The organism is Chryseobacterium sp. 27AL (assembly GCF_057815395.1).
Genome location: NZ_JBYRIW010000007.1, coordinates 76,348 through 97,156 on the forward strand (window position 1 = coordinate 76,348; position 20,809 = coordinate 97,156).

Consider the following 20,809-nt stretch of genomic DNA (forward strand, 5'->3'; position numbering starts at 1 on the left):
TCAATTTTATTAAATATATATTATTCAAAAACTTCATTTATTTTTTCATATTCAAATCCCCTGCTCATTAAATATTTTATTGTTTTTGATTTACGCTGATATTCTTTAAGCCCTTTTTGTTTTGAATAATAGTCATCATATATTTTCCGGATGGTTTTATTATAGTCTGTTTCATCAATTTCATCGAAACATCCATTGATAAGCTTTTCCGGAATTTGTTTTTGTTTAAGGTGGATTTTAATTTTTGTTTTCCCCCAGTGTTTAATATAAAATTTCCCTCTGATATAGCTCCGTGTAAATCTTTCTTCATTCAAATAATTTTCCTGTAAGAGATAAAGCATGATCTCTTCTTTCGCTTCATCAATCAGGAGAAATTCCTTCATTTTCTGTTCCACTTCATAATGACAGCGATCCTGATATACACAATAGTTCACCAGCTTCTGCTTAATCTCATCAAAGGTAAACGATTTCTTTTCCATATCATATAAAAAGAATGAGCAAATGCCCATTCTTTATATTGTATTTAAATAAATTCTAATAGTTGAATAATGCCTTACCTTCCATTAATTCATTTACTTTCTTTCTTACGGTAGCAATTATTTCTTCATTTTTAATATTATCCACTACTTCAGAAATCAATCCTGCAATGGTATCCATATCGTTTTCTTTCAATCCTCTGGTTGTGATTGCCGCAGTTCCCAATCTGATTCCGGAGGTTGTGAACGGTGACTTATCATCAAAAGGTACCATATTCTTGTTGCAGGTAATATCTGCCAATACCAATGCTTTTTCTGTTTCTTTACCGTTTACTCCTTTATTTCTCAGGTCAACAAGCATCAGGTGATTATCGGTTCCTCCGCTTACAATATCAAATCCTCTGTCAATCATTGCTTTTGACAATGCCTGAGCGTTAGATTTAACCTGTTTTGCATATGTTTCGAACTTAGAATCCAAAGCTTCCCCAAAAGCTACCGCTTTTCCTGCAATCACATGTTCCAACGGACCTCCCTGAATACCTGGAAAAACAGCTCCATCCAGAACCTGACTCATCATTTTGATTTCACCTTTAGGCGTTTTGTGACCATATGTATTCTCAAAATCTTTCCCCATCATGATCATACCGCCTCTTGGGCCTCTCAACGTTTTATGTGTCGTAGTGGTCACTACATGACAATGCTCAAATGGTGAATTCAATAATCCTTTTGCCACCAAACCTGCAGGATGCGCGATATCTGCCCAAAGTGTCGCACCAATCTCATCGGCAACCTCTCTGAATTTAGCATAATCAAGATCTCTTGAATATGCTGAAAAACCGGCAATCATCATTTTTGGTTTTTCTCTCAAAGCAACCTCTCTCATCTGGTCGTAATCGATAAGACCTGTTTCCTGCTGAACTCCATAAGAAACGACATCATATTGAATTCCTGAAAAATTAACGGCCGAACCATGTGTAAGATGCCCTCCCATAGAAAGATCCATTCCCATGATTTTGTCGCCCGGCTTTAAAACGGCAAGATAAATAGCTGCATTCGCCTGAGATCCTGAATGTGGCTGCACATTAACATAATCTACACCAAAAAGCTGCTTTGCTCTTTCAATGGCCAAAGTTTCAACCTCATCTACAACTTCGCATCCTCCATAGTATCTTTTTCCGGGATATCCTTCCGCATATTTGTTGGTAAGTACGCTCCCCATAGCTTTCATCACATTGTCAGAAACAAAGTTTTCTGATGCAATCATCTCAATCCCGTGGGTTTGTCTTTGTCTTTCTTTTTCAATCAGGTCGAAAATAATGTCCATTTACTTTTAGTTTTGAAATTTTCACCCCAAAAGTACGAAATTTTGAGCAAGATTATGGTATTAACAAATATGATTTTTCATCCTTAAAATTGTTTAATTTGTTAAGATATTCCTTTTTAAATGATGTTAAGACAATATTTTCCGGGTATTTCCACTTTCATTTTAATCTTAAAAATTAAAAAAATTCCTCACAATAAAATTGAGAGGAATAAAAATATTCGATATGAAGAAAATTAAAACCCTTCATCAGAAAGTTCCTTATTAACGATAGCACCTGTAAAGTTTCCCTGGGCTACAGCATTCGCAACAGACCTCATCATCGTGGTATTATCACCGCAGGCAAAAACACCATCTATGCTCGTCTTGTGAAAATGATCTATTTTAATGAAACCGTGTTCGGTAAGCTCAAGTTTGAGATCATCTATATTAATGTTCTGCTCAAAAGGTATTTTGGCATACAAAGCATCAAGTGTTTCCTCCTGACCGTCTTTAAATACAACTTTCCGGATCTGACCGTTCTCATGCACTATTTTTTGTATTTCCTGCTCAGCAATGACGATTTTATTTTGGTTAAATTTATTTCTTTGATCTTCACTGAATGTACATTCTCCATTAGTAAATAAAATAAGATTTTTTGATAAATTAAAAACCAGCTTTGAAAATTCGAATGCAAGATCGCCATTGGAAAGTATTCCTGTTTTTTTGCCTTTTACTTCGTAGCCATGACAATACGGACAATGGATTACAGATATTCCCCAGCATTCTGAAAATCCTGGAATATCAGGAATCTGATCTTTTACACCAGAAGCGAGAATTATTTTTTTAGCGGAAAATTTTTCTCCGTTTTTAGTTTCTACAGTAAAACCATTGGAATTCCCGGACGTTCCTAAAACCGTACCGTCAAGGAAAGATACCGTCTCGTATTTCATTACCTGCTCTTTTGCCACATCAGCAATCTCTTTTGGAGCTTTCCCATCCTGTGTCAGAAAATTATGTGAATGAGGCGTCTGTTTGTTGCACGGCTTGCCGCTATCTATGATTAAGACTTTCCTTAAAGACCTTCCCAAAGACATTCCTGCCGATAATCCCGCGTAGCTTCCTCCTATTATTATTACATCAAAGTTATTTTCCATAAAATCGTTGTTTGCTTCCATTAAGTACAAGTAATGAACCGTTTATCAGGCAAAATTAAAAAAAGATTTCTTTAATGCAATAATGTTGCATTAATAATTTAAAATTATTTATATTTAAATGACAGATTAATTAAAGAATGGCAATAAAAAATCCTGAGAAAAATCCCAGGATAATTACATCTAAAAAATTTATAGTGTTAGTTTACTATTTTTTGGCTTTATCTTTCAGTTCTTCTTTGTCTTTGTCAGAAGGGTTCCAAACTTTAACATCAGCATTTTTATCGATTCCTGAAAGGATTTCAACGTTGATTCCGTCGCTTGCTCCAAGGTTTACATATGTTTTTTTGAATTTACCATCTTTCTGCTTCACCTCAACGAAAGGAACATCTTTACCATTTTTCTTCTCATACTGAATTAAAGACTCGTCCAAGAGCAACGCATTTTTCTTTGACGTCAGTACAATCTCACCATTGGCAGAAAATCCAGCTCTGATATATTCGTTATTCGGATTGAAAACATCGCCTTCAACCGGGAATTTGATGGTTCCGTTGTTGTCTTTACCTTTTGGGGCGATCATCGTCAATCTTCCCGGAAATGTTTTATTCTGAAGAGCACCGATCACGATATTCATATCCATTCCCTGTTTCAGTTTGCCGGCCTGAGCCTCATCAATTTCTCCCTGGAAAATCAATGAATTAAGATCAGCGATCGAACAAATGGTAGTTCCCGCGTTGAATGAGTTGGCTTCAATTACCTGACTTCCCACCTTTACCGGAACTTCAAGAACAGTCCCTGAAGCTTTCGAGCGGATCTGCGTAGTGGCCAACCCCTGCAATTCAGGAGTAGCACCTGTTTTTGCGATCTGTAAAGACTTTTGTGCGGTTACAAGCTGCTGTTGTGCATTTCTCAGTGCCTGCTGTGTAGTGTACAATTGCTGTTGTGCATTTAAATACTCCTGCTTTGAGGCCACGCCTTGTTTGTAAAGCCTTTCCTGCATTTCAAACTGTTTGCGCATGTTTTCAACATTCAGTTTTGCATTGCTGATCTGAAGCTGCTGATTATTCACATTCTGCTGAGCATTGTTTACTTCCGCAATATTCGGAACAATTCTTACTGTTGCGATCAGTTGTCCGGCCTGTACCTTATCGCCTTCATCCACTAAAATTTTATCGATAATCCCTGCTATATTGGGTTTGATTTCAATTTCTTCCTTTGGAATAATTTTTCCTGTAGCCATCACCTTATCATCCATATTCTGAACGGTAGGTTTACGGGTAAGGAAAGCTTCGCTCTCTTTAGAATTGGATTTTACGAGATACCCGATCCCTGAGAACAATGCCACTACAAATAAAAGCCCCAAGATAATATAAATGGCTTTTTTCCAAGTGAATTTCTTTTTCATATGTATAGTTTATTTATTATTTAAATTAAAAATCATCTGCTTTTTAGTCGCGACAATCGCACATTACAACTTATATTTATTCTGTTCTTAATGCCTCAATAGGTCGTATTTTCACAGCCCTCTGCGCAGGAATCATCCCGATAATTAGCCCTAAAACCACCATTACTGCCATCGCTGCAAATACATTTCCGTAGTTTACCGTAGGATTATAGAACGGGAATGAGTCCTGACCTTGCGTTGCTACATTTAAAATCATCAGAACAAAAATTCCGAACATAAAACCGATAAGTCCCGACGACAGCGTAATTACAACACTTTCAAGGAGAATCTGGTTTCTTACTTCAGAAGGTTTGGCACCAAGCGCTCTTCTGATCCCGATTTCCTTCGTTCTTTCCTTTACGGTAATCAAAAGAATGTTTGAAATAGCAATTACCCCTGCGAGGATAGTCAGTGTTCCTACGATAATGGTAAGAAGCTGCATTCCTGTTAGAAAGCCGGTAAGTTTTTTAAATTCTTTTCCAAGGTTAAAACTTCCGAAAGCATTGGTATCTTCTGGAGAAACTTTATTTTTTGTTTTCAATTCAAGCTTTACATTTTCTTCTACGGAATTTACATTGACATTAGGCTTGCTTACAATCGCAAACATATCGATCTGATCTGCTGCATTATACATCTTCGTATACGTGGAAAGCGGTATAAAAACCGTCTGATCATTTTCAAATCCGCCTCCTTTTTTTACACGGAAAACCCCTACGACATTAAAGAAAATCCCTTTGATATTGATTGATTTCCCAAGAGGATTTTCGTTCTTTTTAGAATCAAAAAAGTTTTTGTAAATCTCTTCACCAATAACGGCTACATTTTTATTTCCCGATACGTCAGCATCATTAATATAACGTCCATAGATCAGTTTTTTCTCTGATATTTTATTTCCTACAGGATAATCTCCGGTTAAGGAATACGTGCCACTTTTACCGTTCCTTGACATTGATTCTCCCGGTGTTCCGGTAAAGCTTCCTCTGGAGTTCTGAGGCGAGATATAATCAATATCTGAAATTTTCCTTTTCAGCATATCGATGTCGGAAAGATGGAGATGCATCTGCCGTCCTTTGGGAAAACCTTCGTAAGGAATCGATGTATTTTGTGCCCAAAGAAAGATGGAATTGGTAGCAAAGCCTGAAAATAATTTGTCGAAACCGTTTTCCATTCCCTTGGCGGCGCCAAGCAGGCTTACATATAAAAACATACCCCAGCCTACCCCAATCATGGTAAGAAATGTTCGAAGCTTATTATTCCTGAGTGAATAATAAATTTCCTGCCAAGTATCTTTTTTAAATATTATATTCATTTTCTAACTGTCAATCTTTTTAATAATGTCAATAGTCAATCTCTGCGAATCAATGGTCAATCTTTCTTAGACTAAATTCACTTGCAAAGCAGATTCATCATCCATCATTCTGTTCTCAGTGCTTCAATTGGTTTAATTTTCGATGCCCTGTATGCCGGAACAAAACCAGCTATTAAACCCGAAAATACAAGTGCAATAAATGCCATGAAGATAGAACCCCAGCCTACACTCGGATCTTTTATGAAATATTCTTCCAGGCTGTCACCAATCAGATGTAAAGCTAAAACACCCAGTCCCACTCCCACAAAGCCTGAAATAACAGTAATGACAACACTTTCCTGAACAATCAGCGCAACAATACTTCGCGGTTTGGCGCCGATCGCTTTTCTTACTCCGATTTCCTTCGTTCGTTCTTTTACAATATACACCATGATATTACTGATCCCGATAATCCCTGCTGCGAGGGTTCCCAAGCCGATAAATCCTACGATTCCGGTAAGTACCGCCATAAAGGCAAAAGTATCTTCCATATTCTGGGCATTGTTCCAGACCCTTACTCCATTTTCATCACTTGGGGCAACATTTTTTCTGGCTTTTAATTTTTCTTTAATTTCATCACCGTATTTAATGGCTTCCTGAGGCGTAAGCTTATCATTATAAGCGATGTAATTGATACTCACGGTATCTGAGCCTTTTTTCATCTGCTGTAAAGTAGTGATGGGAACCGTAATATGCCTTTCATCCCAGTCTCCACCGTCATCAGAGAAAACACCAACCACTTTAAACATGGTTCCGTTAATGTTTAATTCTTTACCAATGGGACTTCCGTTTTTAATTAAATCACGCTGCACCATTCTTCCGATTACCGCTACATTTTGTTTTCTTTCAAGATCGGTGGGCGTTAGGTATCTGCCGTCCAGCATTTTCCGGTTTTCAATAACCTGTTCTTCCGGCTGCGCCCCGTTGATCTGATAATTACCACTTTCTTTGCCGTATTTCACTAATAAATTTGCGGTATAGCGCGGTGTTGAGCTTCCTACTTTTTCTTTATCAATGTTGACAAGAAAATCATAATCGTCATTATTCATTGTCACGACTCTATCGGACTGAAGTCCTTTGTAAGCCACTGTTGTTTTGCCTGTCACAATAGAAATCAGATTTTGTGCATCCCGTGCAAAGCCTTGCGTAAAGGCATTCTGAAGCCCCGTCCCGATTCCGAAAAGAACAATGAAAATAAACAATCCCAAAGCAACAGTAAAGCCGGAAAGCACCGTCCGCAATACATTACTGCGAATCGAACTGAATATTTCCTGCCAACGATCTAGGTCGAACATAGTTTTTATTTTTACGTTGTAAAAAAGTGAATTAGCTAAGCTGTGAATTTTCTTCAAGTCAATTAACTTCGTTGTCAATTTTACCATCCAAAATTAAATTGCAAATCAAACCTGACTATTCACCGTTTACTTTTTTAATATTCCACTTAATAATATAAATGTTGTCTTTATCAACTTTCCAATTTGATCTAAATCCTCCATTTTGATATAATTACATTCAATAATAATATCAAAGCATGAATCTAGTTCAATTACAGAGCCTCTTGCTATTTCAAAATATCTTCTTCTTTCCAGTTCATATTTTCATGAGCAACCTTCCGTTATATTTAAGACTACAGAAGTTGAAGCCTTTCTTATTTGATCTGTTAAATTAAATCTTTCGCATTCCGGAAGTTGCATTAAAACTTTATAATATTCAGATCTTAATCCCTTGCAGATTTATAAACATCAAGTTTATAATGATTTAGATTTAAAAACATTTTTCTTTTTTTTCGTGTTCATTTGTGTATTTTTATTTTGGTCTATTGTCAAATTTTATCCGGCAAAAAATTCACTTGCGAAGCAAAATTGACCATTCACTATTCACCTTAAAGCACCAGCTGCTTAATAAACTCATCACTTTCGATGATGCCGTCTTTTAAAATAACGTTTCGTTTGGTTTGTGCAGCCACGTCAGGTTCGTGAGTTACCACGATAATGGTCTTTCCTTCATTATTGATATCCTGCAGAAGTTTCATGATATCGTGCGTTGTTTTAGAATCCAGAGCTCCTGTCGGTTCGTCGGCAAGTACAACTTTAGGATCCGTGATCAATGCCCTTGCAATGGCAACTCTTTGTTTCTGTCCTCCGGAAAGCTCATTAGGCAAGTGATTGGCCCACTGTGCAAGTCCGACTTTTTCCAGATACTCCATTGCTTTACGCTCCCGTTCTTTTCTGGGAACATTCTGATAATATAAAGGAAGGGCAACATTATCCAAAGCTGTTTTATAACCAATCAGATTAAAAGACTGGAAAATGAATCCTAAAAATTTACTTCTGTATTCTGCAGCCTTCACTTCCGAAAGATGCTCAATTGGAACACCATCCAGCTCATAAATACCTGAATCTTTTTCATCAAGAATACCGATAATATTAAGCAGGGTCGATTTTCCGGAACCGGAACTTCCCATGATCGAAACAAATTCACCCTCGGAAATAGTAAGATTAATTCCCTTAAGAACATGCAGCTTACTTTTCCCGGTATCGTATGACTTATGTAAATCCTGAATTACTAACATTAAGTGGTATGTTTTATCCAATAAGTAGATATAAATTTTAATTTGTTACGCAGAATGGAAAATTCTTTAATTAAATTACCGTTTAATGTATTTCGCCTTTATTTATAATACATTACAAATTAATGTTTAATATTAAATCACTGATACGATGTATTTTTGCGGCATATTCTTTTCTAAGCCAGTATCTAAGCGGTTTTCATGTAAATGTGGAAAACTTTTACGGTTAAAACTCAATCATTTAGTGTTTCACCCTTTTAAATACAGTTCTTGTTTTCTAACTTTGTACTTGTACATCACAAAAAATAAAACACTTTTCGGGTTAATAACTTTTAACCCTAAGTGACAACAAATCAAAACGTTGTATATTTTTTTGAACTTTATCCACATCGATCTATTATTTAATTTTTAAGACATTCTAAAATATGGGAATTTTTGATAAAAGAGTAAGCTATAAGCCATTTGAATACCCTGAGGTTCTTCAATTCGTAGAGGCGATCAACAAGTCGTTTTGGGTGCACTCAGAAGTGGATTTTACTGCAGATGTTCAGGATTTTCATTCACAGTTGGAGCCACACGAAAAACACGCTGTAAAAAATGCACTTCTTGCCATCGCGCAAATTGAAGTATCCGTAAAAACATTCTGGGGGAATTTGTATAACCATCTTCCAAAACCGGAATTCAATGGTTTAGGGGCAACTTTTGCAGAATGTGAATTCCGCCATTCTGAGGCTTATTCCCGTCTATTGGAAGTATTAGGCTACAACGAAGAATTTTTGAATGTTATTGAAATCCCTGCTGTAAAAAAGAGAATTGACTTTTTGTCAAATGTTCTGAAACACGCCAATTCAGCAACTCCGAAAGAATATGTTTCTTCTCTTCTGTTATTCAGCATCCTGATCGAAAACGTTTCGCTTTTTTCACAATTTGCGATTATTCTTTCTTTCACAAGGTTTAAAGGATACATGAAAAATGTTTCCAACATCATCGCATGGACTTCCGTTGATGAGCAGATTCACGCCAACGCCGGAATCTACCTGATCAATAAAATCCGTGAGGAACAGCCTGAATTGTTGACCGATTCTGATATTGAAGATATCTATACTCTTGTTGACCAATCTGTTGAACTGGAAGGAGAAATTCTTGACTGGATCTTCGAATTGGGAGAATTAAACGTATTCTCAAAAGAAGATTTATTAAACTTCATGAAATATCGTGTTGACGACAGTTTAAAGAAAATCAACATGAATACAAGATATAATGTGTCTCCTGAACAATACCGCCCAATGGTATGGTTTGAAGAGGAAGTTTTCGCCAATTCAATGGATGATTTTTTTGCCAAAAGACCGGTGGATTATACAAAACACGACAAGAGTATTACGGCGAACGATTTATTTTAACAAAAACTTAAATTAAAAAATGGCAAGATGTACAGCACCAGTTCATGGTCATCGTTCAGCAAGTGCAGCAGAAAACTGTCCTGCGTGTAGTAGTCGTTATAGCCGTAATTATTACTCTCCTTCTTATTATTCTACTTCATACTCATCTTCTTCGAGCGGTTCGGGTAGTAATAGTAGTAACGGAAGTAAATCAAGAAGTAAAAAAGCTAGTTGGTCTTCAATCAGTTCAACTATACTATATACACCAGAAGAGATAAAAACTCTTACACCTATACGTGAAAATGTTGAAAAACGTTCTAATTTACCAGACTTATGTGATATTTTTCTTTGTCATGCTTGGGATGATCGTAAAGAGTCTGCTAAAGAATTGTACGATCTATTAGAGTCAAAAGGTGTTTCTGTATGGTTTAGTGAAAAGAATGTTCTACTAGGTTCACCCTTATTACGTGAAATTGATAAAGGATTAGCAAAATCTAAAGTAGGAATCGTATTAGTTACGCCTTCATTTCTTAATCGCATCAAGAATGGGGGAATTGCAGATAAAGAGCTATCTGCTTTATTGGCTCGTGACTTACTTATTCCAATTGTTCATAATACAACTTATGAGCATTTACGTGACGCTAGTCCATTGCTTGGTTCAAGAAGCGGTTTAAGTACTTCAGAGGAAACAATGGCAGAGATTGCTGCTAAGTTAGCAGAATTAGTAACTTCAGAAGATACATTAATTGAAGCGTAAAATTAGAGTTTAGCTATTCATTCTTTGGAATGACAAATAATTAAAAAGCACAAAATTCCTGAGCCTTAAAACCGTTCAGGAATTTCGAAAATATAACAACTATGGAGGAACAAAATACAAATATATGGTGGCTCAATGAAGAGTCCGAGCAAATGCTCAACAGAGGCTATTTGCTGAAAGGGGAAACAGTAGAAGGTGCTATCGACAGAATTACCACGGCTGCAGCAAAAAGATTGTATAAACCTGAGCTTCAGCCGGCTTTCAAGGAAATGATCACGAAAGGATGGATCAGCTTCTCGTCACCGGTTTGGGCCAATATGGGAACCCAGAGAGGTCTTCCTATTTCTTGTTTTAACGTTCACATCCCGGACAGTATCGAAGGAATCACCCACAAAATGGGCGAAGTCATCATGCAGACAAAGATCGGTGGAGGAACGTCAGGATATTTTGGGGAACTTCGTAACAGAGGAACCGCCGTAACAGATAACGGAAAATCTTCAGGAGCTGTTTCTTTCATGAAACTTTTTGATACGGCAATGGATGTGGTATCTCAGGGCGGTGTAAGAAGAGGTGCTTTTGCAGCGTACCTTGATGTCGATCACGGAGATATTGAAGAATTCCTATCCATTAAAGACATCGGAAGTCCGATCCAGAACCTGTTTACAGGAATCTGCGTTCCGGATTACTGGATGCAGGATATGATCGACGGAGATATGGAAAAACGTAAAGTCTGGGCAAGAGTATTGGAAAGCCGTCAGCAAAAGGGACTTCCATATATTTTCTTTACCGATAACGTAAACAGAAATAAACCACAGGTTTACAAAGATTTAGGATTAACAGTTAATGCAAGTAACCTTTGCTCAGAAATCATGCTTCCTTCAACGATGGAAGAATCTTTCATCTGCTGTTTATCTTCCATGAATCTTGAGCTGTATGATGAATGGAAAGATACAGATGCGGTGAAACTGGCGATCTATTTCCTGGATGCCGTTCTATCCGAATTTATCGATAAAACCGAAGGAAATTATTATCTTCAGGGAGCGAGAAATTTTGCTATGAGACACAGAGCATTAGGACTGGGTGTTTTAGGATATCATTCTTATCTTCAGAAAAATATGATTCCTTTTGAAAGTTTTGAGGCTACACAATTCAACGCAAGGGCTTTCAGAAGAATTAAAGAACAGGCAGAGCAGGCTTCCAGAGAACTGGCAAATATCTATGGAGAACCAGAATTACTGAAAGGTTACGGACTAAGAAATACCACGACAATGGCGATTGCGCCTACTACTTCAAGTTCTGCTATATTGGGACAAACTTCTCCTGGAATTGAGCCATTTGCATCGAACTACTTTAAAGCAGGTCTTGCAAAAGGAAACTTTATGCGTAAGAATAAATACCTGGCAAAATTATTGGCTGAAAAAGGTTTGGATAACGAGGAAACATGGAGAACTATTATGTTAAACCACGGTTCTGTACAGCACCTGAAAGAATTAACGGATGAAGAGAAAGCAGTATTTAAAACATTTAAAGAAATTTCTCCGATGGAAATTATTTCACAGGCTGCACAAAGACAGCAGTATATTGACCAGGCTCAGTCATTGAACCTGCAGATTCCTTCTACAATGCCGGTGAAAGATGTGAATTATCTTTACATCGAAGCATGGAAAAAAGGGGTAAAAACTCTTTATTATCAAAGAAGTTCTTCTGTTTCAAAAGAGATGATGGTAAACTTTGTTACCTGCACCGCTTGCGAAGCTTAAGATTCTCAAATAATAAACACTACATATTCAATTGAGCACGCTTTTACGGCGTGCTTTTTTATTTTAAATTTGTTTAAAGAATAACACTAAAAAAATAAGATATGAAATTCGGACAAGTAGAGGATCCTTCAAAGATAGATTTTACATTACCCAAAGATCACCCGTCAACCAAAGAAATTTTAAGCCATAATAAAAAAGGGCTCGAAAACATTTCCATCGGATGTGCCAAATGGAACAAAACCGATCTGAAAGGATTTTATCCTAAAGGGACAAAGGATGAATTGACGTATTACGCAACCCAGTTCAACTCTATCGAATTGAACGCGACGTTCTATGGAATGCCCACGCCTGATCAGGTACAGACCTGGAAAGAGAAAACGCCTGAAAATTTTAAATTCTTCCCTAAAATTACGAATACGGTTTCTCATTTCAGACGATTAATTGATGTTACTGAACCAGTAACTCAATTTGCTACTTCGGTGCTGAATTTTGATGAAAAGTTGGGAATGGTATTTCTTCAGCTTCATGATAACTTTAAACCTAAAGACTATGACAGACTGGAAAAATTCGTTAAGGACTGGCCGAAAGAAGTACCATTAGCTATTGAGCTAAGAAATACCGAATGGTTTACCGATGAAAATATTTTCAATACCACCTGCGAGCTTTTTGAAGCCAATAATATTACGAATATCATTGTAGATACGGCCGGCAGAAGAGATATGCTTCATATGCGCCTTACAACACCTACAGCGTTTATCCGTTATGTAGGAGCCAATGCAGAAAGTGATTATGACAGGTTGGATGGCTGGATGAAACGTCTTACAAAATGGAAAAAAGAAGGACTTCAAAATGTTTACTTTTTTGTACACCAAAATATTGAAAAAGCTTCACCTTTATTATCTGCCTATTTTATAAAAAAAATGAATGAAGAGTGGAAAACGGACCTTCACATCCCAAAAATGGCGACGGAAAGTACAGGCACATTATTTTAACAGCTGGTCTATTTTAACTTTACTCACTTTTTAGTGGAATATTTTTAACTGGAATTATATTTTAAATAAAAAAAATTAACCTTTTTTGCCGAAAAAAAAATTAGTCGCTAAAACCTTTTTCATATCATAAAAATTATTAATTTAAAAGTATGATAACTTTAATTAAATAATACTTTTAAAAACAACAAATATGGAAAAGGAAATATGCAAAATAAGCATCTCAACAAGCTTTCTTGGAGATGAGTATATTTTTTACGAAAACGACAAAATCAAAAGAGTTTATGATAACAACAGCTTAAGCTCCGATGTCACAGAATGGCTGGAACCTAAGCAAATCAGTAAACAAAACAAAGATAAAATTATCAGAAAATGTCCTGAAGAATTTAAGGAAAGAATAATGCTGATTTTAGATTATCCTTAATTTTTTAGTTCAATAAAGTTTTCATAAAATATCCGGCTTGCTTCGCAAGCCGGATATTTATTTTCTTCTCATCAGCAGCATAAGATTAAGAAATAAAAGAAGAAAATCGAGTGTCACCCAGATTCCTACCTTTATGTTCTCATAATTATAAGCTTCTATCTGCTTTTTAGCCAGATCTGAAAGCTTTACACTTTGATTGATATAATTCCTTGTTTCAATGATCTGGTCTATATTTTTATTAGGAAGTGCATGTTGTGAAAAATACACAAGATTTTTCCCTAAATAACCGACAATCCAGTATTCATCAGACTTATCCATTGTAAGATATTCAATCCTGTAATACTCAGGTCGTACTTTCCCGATGTGTTTTGTATCAATCACTTTACCTACCTCAGAATCGTTAAGCGTTATCACATAGAAATCAATTGGTTGAGGAAGTTTATTGATCACCTGCAACGCCAAAGAATTCTCTACAATTCCTACGGAACTTTTCTTAATAAACCAATACGTAAAAATAGAAATTGAAAATACGATACTGACAATACGGAACAATTTTGCCCATTCGGCTCCTTTCCCTCTTTTAATTTTAGACAAAAGAAGAGAGATTACCAAAGCCCAGAAGATAGCCAAAACAATGAATACCATACTGCAAAGATACTTATTTTAATAAGCTTTCAGCAGAAATATCAGCTGACGTTCCATTCTTTATAAAACTGATCGAGAAACTGCAGCATAAATTCATGTCTTTCAGCAGCAATTTCCTTTCCTTTCTGTGTATTCATGAGGTCTTTCAAAAGGAGAAGTTTTTCGTAGAAATGATTTACAGTTGTTCCATTCGACTTTTTATATTCCTCTTTCGACATATTCAGTTTGGGCTTAATTTCAGGATCATACATCAGATTATTTTTAAAACCTCCGAAATTGAATGTTCTGGCAATTCCGATTGCACCAATTGCATCAATCCTGTCGGCATCCTGAACGATCTTGAGCTCAACAGGAAGATGTTCAGGAGCTTCTGCCCTGTTTTTAAACGAAATATTTTTAATAATAAATAAAACTTTCTCAATAATATTTTCCGGGACGTCCTGGTTTTCCAGAAACTCACGTGAAACTTTAGGAGCAACCGTTTCATCACCATTGTGAAATTTCGGATCGGCTATATCATGAAGGAGCGCTCCCAATTCGACAACTTCAATATTGCATTGTTCCGTTTCGGCAATATTTTTAGACAGTTTCCAAACTCTTTCAATATGATACCAGTCGTGGCCGGCTTCGGCGCCTTTCAGCTTTTCTTTGACAAATTCTACGGTGTTTTCAATCAGATTCTTCATTTATATCAATTCATTTAAAATAATAATATTCCAGAGCTTTCTATTGTAGCTTCTAAAAAAGTTAACATGCCCGATCTCTCCTTTTTCGGATTCGGAAGTTTTGATCAATCTGTAAGTAGGCCTCAAATTAGGATAAGTATCATTGAGAAGACTCTTCACGCCTTTTTCGGTAAGCCATACATCATCTTCAGCCCTGATCACGAATGCTTTCTGTGTTAAAATTTCAGAATAATCATCGGTTTTTTCTAATAAACCGTTGGTTGATTTTCTGTTTAAAATTAAGGTTCTCCAGTCATATGCGCAATTTTTCGGAAGACTTTCTCCCAATCCAAACCATTGCGCCGGGAAATAGCCTAATAATGTTGTCATTACCGGTTGTGCGATCCCAAAGCCAAGATACGCTTCTATTTTTGTTCTGAATTTTAAATTTCCTACAAATGCATTCTGAGTTCCTACGAAGACAAATTCGTCAAAAATATCTGAGTCTTTATTCATTCCTAAAATTAAAGCACCGACAGAATGGCCAAGGCAGAATTTCTGATAATCATTAAAATTAATTTTAATATAGTCCGTTAATGCTTTATAATCTTTCGATCCCCAGATTCTCATAGAAGCTTTGAAACCTTTCATATTTTTCGGCTTTGAAAGTCCGATCCCACGATAATCGTAAGTAAGAACGGTAAATCCCTTTTCGGAAAAATATTTCGCAAAAGAAAAGTAAACATGCTGCTTAACCCCTGTTGCAGAATTGATAAGCAAAAGTTTATGATTGCTTTTTTCAGGCAAAAAAATATGAGCTGCGATCAAGAAAGAATCTTCTGTAGTAAGAACTAACTTTTCCATAGATAAAAGAAAAAATCCACTATAAAAGTGGAAATATTAGTTTAAATTTTGAGCTAAATCTTAAAACTTCGATATGTAACAAATAGTTTATGAAGTAAAATCCGATAATCTGGGAAGTCCTGTCTGAGAACCTTTTTTTGCAGAAACTCTTGCAGAAACTTCATTTCCGAATTTTACACAGTCATGAATATCATTATTATGACACAATGCAACGGAAAATCCCGTAGTGAAAGCATCTCCCATTCCCAATTTATAGATTGCACTGTCTTTGTCATTCCTGCAATATTTCATTTCGGTGCCATCGAAATATACGGTCGAATTGATGTCGTCACGCACAAAAACTTTATTAAAGTATTTTTTCAGAATCTCTTCTCTTTGATCTTCCCCAAAAAGAATATGCAGTTCGTTACTCTTTACGATAATAAAATCAAGATCTTCAATGATTTCATCTTTGAGCCGCTGAGCCGGTGATGCGTAAAGTCCAACTTTTCTGCCGTAATTTTTAGCTTTTTTAATGGTATACTCAACAACATCCATAGAAACTTCCAGCTGGAGAAGAACGAGATCTGCCGTCTGAAAATATCGGTCTGCAGATTCTACATGCTGTGTACTTAAATAATTATTCGCAGCCGGAACCACAACAATAGCCGAATTTCCAGCCGAAGTTGTCACATAAGCTGTACCACTTGCATCATGATCTGTTTCAAAAACGAAATCGACGTTCACATTTTCACTGATCATATTTCTCATGATCTGCTGTCCGAGCGGATCCATTCCCACACAACCGATAAAGTGCACACTGGCCCCCAATCTTGCAGCACCAACAGCCTGATTGGCTCCTTTTCCTCCAAAAAAACTTTCTGAAGTAGCAGCAATGACTGTTTCGTTTTTTCCGGGAAGCTTTCCGGTTTCCAGAATAAGATCTATTGATGAGCTTCCTACAACTACAATTTTCGGTTGTTCTGATGAGAAATTCATATTTTAATAATTTGTGTGTTGGTGTTGATTATGATGATGAATAACTTTAGCTGATTTCTATAAATTCAGTCACAATTTTTACCGGATCACTATTTTTATCATAAGCAATATAGCTTGCGTAAAATCCTTCACCATATCCGGTTTCAAAGGCAAAAATAGTTCCAGGATGATCTTCAGAAGGTTTTAAAAATGCATATTGATCAATCGCTCCGTTTTCATCAAAAAAATATTCGTGGAAAAACTCTTCGTAAATACCCATGAAATCTACTCCTTTACTGTGATATAATCTTTGCTCAAGATCATTAAGCGTATTTTGTGTATCCGTGTCCATGAAACATCCCATCCCACTTTCTACAGGATATCCGAAAACTTCTCCTTCCTCCAGCTCCTTTACATTTTGTCCTTCTGTCGTAGCAAGCTTCCAGTCAGCAATCGCTTCCTGACTGAAAATAATTTCTGCGTATGCTACACAATTGCTTTCCCTTTCTTTATGCACAAGAACTGAAAAATCTCCCTTAGGAAATTCGGTAGTAAAAGGTTTCATATCGTTTGTAATCAACGGATCACAAGCAACAAGCTTTCCGCTGGAAAGATAAATTTTACCCGCCTCAAAACTTTCAAGCAAAGGACTTTCTATGAAGTTTCTGGAGAATAGTTTTTTTATGTTTTCTAAATGTGTCATGTTATATTCAGGCTAAGATTAAGGTTCAGGCTAAGCGAGACTCAACCTTAACCTAAACCTTTTATTATAAACTTTTTAATTTCTCTTCTAAAATTGCAATCTTATCAAGTGCATCTTTTTGTTTTTTGCGCTCAACTTCTACGATTTCAGGTTTTGCATTGGCAACAAACTTTTCGTTGGAAAGCTTTTTGTCTACAGAGATTAAAAATCCTTTTAAGTATTTTAATTCTTCCTCAGTCTTCTTTTTTTCTTCTTCCAAATCAAGGTTTTCACTTAAAGGAATCGAAATTTCTGTCGCTCCTACCAAAAATGTGAAACTTGGCTTGTCGGTTTTTGTTTCGAAATGAATTTCTGAAACATTGGCCAGCTTTCTGATGACAGCTTCATTCGCAAAAGCTGTCGCATTGGTATAAATTTCAGCGACTTCTCTTGGCGAAATTCCTTTTGTCTGACGGTAATTTCTAACTCCGGAAATCAGTTCTGCTGCAGTTTCAAAGTTTTTAATAACTTCTTCATTAAAAGCTTCTGCTTTTTTCTGCTGAGCAATAACCAGTGCTTCTTCAGTATTCCTTTCAGAAATTGTCTGCCATAATTCCTCTGTTAAGAAAGGCATAAACGGATGAAGCAATTTCATTAATTCCTCAAAGAAATAAATGGTTTTATGATAAACTTCTTTAGAAATTCCTTCTCCATAATTTGGTTTAATGGCCTCTAAATACCAACCACAGAAATCATCCCAGATTAATTTATAAATCAAATGCAAGGCATCAGAAATTCTGAACTTTTCAAACTGATCGCTGATTTCAGCAATGGTTTTATTTAATTTATTTTCAAACCATTCGATTGTCTGATTTTCAGTATCATTTGCAGATTTATCTTCATGATTCCACATATTGATCAAGCGGAAAGCATTCCAGATCTTCGTCATGAAATTTCTTCCCTGCAACATTAAATCTTCATCAAAAAGAAGATCGTTTCCTGCCGCAGAACTTAACAAAATTCCGACACGAACGCCATCTGCTCCATATTTATCCATCAATTCAAGCGGATCCGGAGAATTTCCTAAAGATTTTGACATCTTTCTTCTCTGCTTATCTCTTACAATTCCTGTAAAATAGACATTTTTGAACGGAACCTCTTTTCGGTATTCCAAACCTGCCATGATCATTCTTGCTACCCAGAAGAAAATAATATCAGGACCCGTCACCAGATCTGAAGTTGGGTAATAATAGTTAATATCTTTATTTTCAGGATCAAGCAGTCCGTCGAAAACTGACATTGGCCACAACCATGATGAGAACCAGGTATCAAGCGCATCTTCGTCTTGTTTTAGGTTGCTGGTTGTAAGTTGATCGTTGTTGGTTTTTTGTTTTGCAAGTTTTAATGCTTCTTCAATGTTTTCTGCAACGACAAAGTCATTTTCTCCATCACCATAATAATAAGCAGGAATTTGCTGTCCCCACCAAAGCTGTCGGGAGATGTTCCAGTCGCGGATGTTTTCCATCCAGTGCTTGTAGGTATTTTTGAATTTTTCAGGATAAAATTTAACCTCATCATCCATTACAACATCCAAAGCTGGTTTTGCAATTTCAGACATTTTCAAGAACCATTGTACAGAAACTTTAGGTTCGATCACCGCACCCGTTCTTTCGGAAGTTCCCACTTTATTTACATAATCTTCTGCCTTTAACAAAAGATCTTTTTCTTCTAATTCTTTTGCGATCTGCTTTCTTACCTCAAATCTGTTTTTTCCGGCGTAATGTAACCCGTACTCATTAAGATTTCCGTCATCATCCAGAGCATCAATCATCTGAAGATTGTGCTTTTGCCCGATTTCGTAGTCATTAACATCGTGAGCCGGCGTAATTTTCAAGGCACCTGTTCCGAATTCAATATCCACATATTCATCTTCAATAATCGGAATTACTCTGTTTACAATCGGAACGATTACTTTTTTCCCCTTTAAATGAGCATATCTTTCATCATTAGGATTGATACAAATAGCAGTATCTCCGAAAATAGTTTCGGGACGGGTTGTCGCAACCGACAAATATTCGTCGGTATCTGAGCCTGTCGAAGATTCGATGGCATATTTCAGGAAATATAATTTTCCGTTTTGTTCTTTAAAGATTACTTCTTCGTCGGAAATATTGGTTTTTGCTTCCGGATCCCAGTTTACCATTCTGTAACCGCGATAGATCAATCCTTTATTATAAAGATCAACAAAAGATTTGATAACCTGCTGAGAAAGTTTTGGTTCCATGGTAAACCGCGTTCTGTCCCAGTCGCAAGAGCAACCCAGCTTTTTTAGCTGCTCCAGGATTGTTCCTCCGTATTTGTCGGTCCAGTCCCAGGCATGTTTTAAGAATTCTTCGCGGGTAATATCGGATTTATTGACTCCTTCAGACTTCAGTTTGGCAACAACCTTCGCTTCCGTAGCAATGGAGGCGTGGTCTGTCCCCGGAATCCAGCAGGCGTTGAATCCCTGCATTCTTGCACGGCGGACCAGAACATCCTGAATGGTATTATTCAGCATATGCCCCATGTGCAAAATCCCCGTAACGTTTGGTGGAGGGATGACAACAGTGTAAGGCGGCTTTTCATTCGGTTCTGAATGGAAATAGTTATTCTCCAACCAGTAATTGTACCACTTTTGTTCTGTTTCCTGTGGATTGTACTTTTCTGAAATCTGCATAAATTCTATTACTTTAATTTACAATTTGCAAAAATAGTCTAAAGAAAAAAAATTTTAAGTATGAATTAAAATAATTTTTAACTTTGTTTCTTAAAATTTATCTAACAACATATTTAATATTCAAGAATATGAAAAAATTAATCGCAGGAATTGCATTATTCGGAACATTCGCATTAGCATCTGCACAAACTATTACATTCGACAAAACTACTTTTGACTACGGTACAATCAAGCCTAGCTCAGATGGTACAAGATTTTTTACAGTAACGAATACAGGTGACAAGCCTCTTGTTCTTTCAAACGTAAAAGCATCTTGCGGATGTACAACCCCTGAATTTAAGACAGATCCTATTATGCCGGGAAAATCTGCTCAGATCAAGGTTGGATACAACACGGCTATCAATGGCGGATTCAACAAAATGATCGAAGTATTTTCTAATGACCCTGTTAACAGCAGAAGCGTAATTTACATCAAAGGAAATGTAGATCCAAATGCTCCGGATCCAAAACCATTAACTCCTGCAGAACTAAAAGCTAAAGCTAAGGCTGACAAAAAAGCTGCTAAAAATGCTAAAAAAGTTGCTGCCGCAAAGTAATTTCTACTCAAAAAATAAAGGAACCGTCTCATGGAGGCGGTTTTTTATTATATTTAAGTAACTGATTTAATCTTTAATTAAATA

Annotated in this window: 19 protein-coding genes and 1 pseudogene; 6 read left to right on the plus strand and 14 right to left on the minus strand. The window is 36.4% G+C overall.

Annotation, left to right across the window (positions count from 1 at the left end):
• Window positions 1-20 precede the first annotated feature (20 nt).
• From AC3WV0_RS11915 to AC3WV0_RS11950, 8 genes and pseudogenes are all read right to left on the minus strand, one after another.
• Window positions 21-479: a regulatory protein RecX gene (locus AC3WV0_RS11915; protein ID WP_488846285.1), complete on the minus strand. Its 459-nt coding sequence runs from the start codon at window positions 477-479 to the stop codon at window positions 21-23.
• 55 nt (window positions 480-534) lie between these two features.
• Entirely contained in the window at window positions 535-1,800 is a 1,266-nt protein-coding gene (gene glyA, locus AC3WV0_RS11920; RefSeq protein ID WP_488846286.1) for a serine hydroxymethyltransferase, read from the minus strand.
• 233 nt (window positions 1,801-2,033) lie between these two features.
• Window positions 2,034-2,933, minus strand: coding sequence for an NAD(P)/FAD-dependent oxidoreductase (locus AC3WV0_RS11925; protein WP_488846287.1), 900 nt, complete (start codon window positions 2,931-2,933; stop codon window positions 2,034-2,036).
• Window positions 2,934-3,138: 205 nt separating this feature from the next.
• Window positions 3,139-4,335: an efflux RND transporter periplasmic adaptor subunit gene (locus AC3WV0_RS11930; protein ID WP_488846288.1), complete on the minus strand. Its 1,197-nt coding sequence runs from the start codon at window positions 4,333-4,335 to the stop codon at window positions 3,139-3,141.
• A 76-nt stretch (window positions 4,336-4,411) separates the two neighbouring features.
• The gene (locus AC3WV0_RS11935; RefSeq protein ID WP_488846289.1) at window positions 4,412-5,683 is read right to left on the minus strand and encodes an ABC transporter permease; all 1,272 of its coding nucleotides are present in this window, start codon (window positions 5,681-5,683) and stop codon (window positions 4,412-4,414) included.
• 104 nt (window positions 5,684-5,787) lie between these two features.
• Complete coding sequence (locus AC3WV0_RS11940; protein WP_488846290.1) at window positions 5,788-7,017, minus strand: ABC transporter permease; 1,230 nt, start codon at window positions 7,015-7,017, stop codon at window positions 5,788-5,790.
• 126 nt (window positions 7,018-7,143) lie between these two features.
• Window positions 7,144-7,416 (minus strand): annotated as a pseudogene (locus AC3WV0_RS11945) (four helix bundle protein).
• 188 nt (window positions 7,417-7,604) lie between these two features.
• Window positions 7,605-8,294: an ABC transporter ATP-binding protein gene (locus tag AC3WV0_RS11950; protein ID WP_089998018.1), complete on the minus strand. Its 690-nt coding sequence runs from the start codon at window positions 8,292-8,294 to the stop codon at window positions 7,605-7,607.
• Window positions 8,295-8,716: 422 nt separating this feature from the next.
• Here AC3WV0_RS11950 and AC3WV0_RS11955 point away from each other — a divergent pair, with 422 nt between their 5' ends.
• The 5 genes from AC3WV0_RS11955 to AC3WV0_RS11975 all read left to right on the plus strand — a co-directional run bounded on the left by AC3WV0_RS11955 (window position 8,717) and on the right by AC3WV0_RS11975 (window position 13,600).
• Window positions 8,717-9,691, plus strand: a complete 975-nt coding sequence (locus AC3WV0_RS11955) for a ribonucleotide-diphosphate reductase subunit beta (RefSeq protein WP_488846291.1) — start codon at window positions 8,717-8,719, stop codon at window positions 9,689-9,691.
• Window positions 9,692-9,710: 19 nt separating this feature from the next.
• Window positions 9,711-10,427: a toll/interleukin-1 receptor domain-containing protein gene (locus tag AC3WV0_RS11960; RefSeq protein WP_488846292.1), complete on the plus strand. Its 717-nt coding sequence runs from the start codon at window positions 9,711-9,713 to the stop codon at window positions 10,425-10,427.
• A gap of 101 nt (window positions 10,428-10,528) precedes the next feature.
• The gene (locus AC3WV0_RS11965; protein ID WP_089998021.1) at window positions 10,529-12,187 is read left to right on the plus strand and encodes a ribonucleoside-diphosphate reductase subunit alpha; all 1,659 of its coding nucleotides are present in this window, start codon (window positions 10,529-10,531) and stop codon (window positions 12,185-12,187) included.
• 101 nt (window positions 12,188-12,288) lie between these two features.
• Complete coding sequence (locus tag AC3WV0_RS11970; protein ID WP_488846293.1) at window positions 12,289-13,179, plus strand: DUF72 domain-containing protein; 891 nt, start codon at window positions 12,289-12,291, stop codon at window positions 13,177-13,179.
• A 190-nt stretch (window positions 13,180-13,369) separates the two neighbouring features.
• Window positions 13,370-13,600, plus strand: coding sequence for a hypothetical protein (locus AC3WV0_RS11975; protein ID WP_488846294.1), 231 nt, complete (start codon window positions 13,370-13,372; stop codon window positions 13,598-13,600).
• Between the two features lie 57 nt (window positions 13,601-13,657).
• On the opposite strand, the gene AC3WV0_RS11980 is transcribed toward AC3WV0_RS11975, so the two are convergent.
• The 6 genes from AC3WV0_RS11980 to AC3WV0_RS12005 all read right to left on the minus strand — a co-directional run bounded on the left by AC3WV0_RS11980 (window position 13,658) and on the right by AC3WV0_RS12005 (window position 20,129).
• Complete coding sequence (locus AC3WV0_RS11980) at window positions 13,658-14,245, minus strand: hypothetical protein (RefSeq protein WP_488846295.1); 588 nt, start codon at window positions 14,243-14,245, stop codon at window positions 13,658-13,660.
• 41 nt (window positions 14,246-14,286) lie between these two features.
• Window positions 14,287-14,931, minus strand: a complete 645-nt coding sequence (locus AC3WV0_RS11985) for an HD domain-containing protein (protein ID WP_488846296.1) — start codon at window positions 14,929-14,931, stop codon at window positions 14,287-14,289.
• Window positions 14,932-15,774, minus strand: a complete 843-nt coding sequence (locus AC3WV0_RS11990) for an alpha/beta hydrolase family protein (RefSeq protein ID WP_488846297.1) — start codon at window positions 15,772-15,774, stop codon at window positions 14,932-14,934.
• 87 nt (window positions 15,775-15,861) lie between these two features.
• The gene (locus tag AC3WV0_RS11995) at window positions 15,862-16,752 is read right to left on the minus strand and encodes a ribokinase (protein WP_488846298.1); all 891 of its coding nucleotides are present in this window, start codon (window positions 16,750-16,752) and stop codon (window positions 15,862-15,864) included.
• A gap of 46 nt (window positions 16,753-16,798) precedes the next feature.
• Complete coding sequence (locus tag AC3WV0_RS12000) at window positions 16,799-17,434, minus strand: DUF4241 domain-containing protein (RefSeq protein ID WP_488846299.1); 636 nt, start codon at window positions 17,432-17,434, stop codon at window positions 16,799-16,801.
• 64 nt (window positions 17,435-17,498) lie between these two features.
• Entirely contained in the window at window positions 17,499-20,129 is a 2,631-nt protein-coding gene (locus AC3WV0_RS12005; RefSeq protein WP_488846300.1) for a valine--tRNA ligase, read from the minus strand.
• Window positions 20,130-20,257: 128 nt separating this feature from the next.
• On the opposite strand from AC3WV0_RS12005, the gene AC3WV0_RS12010 reads away from it, so the two are divergent.
• Entirely contained in the window at window positions 20,258-20,725 is a 468-nt protein-coding gene (locus tag AC3WV0_RS12010; RefSeq protein ID WP_488846302.1) for a DUF1573 domain-containing protein, read from the plus strand.
• Window positions 20,726-20,809: the final 84 nt, after the last annotated feature.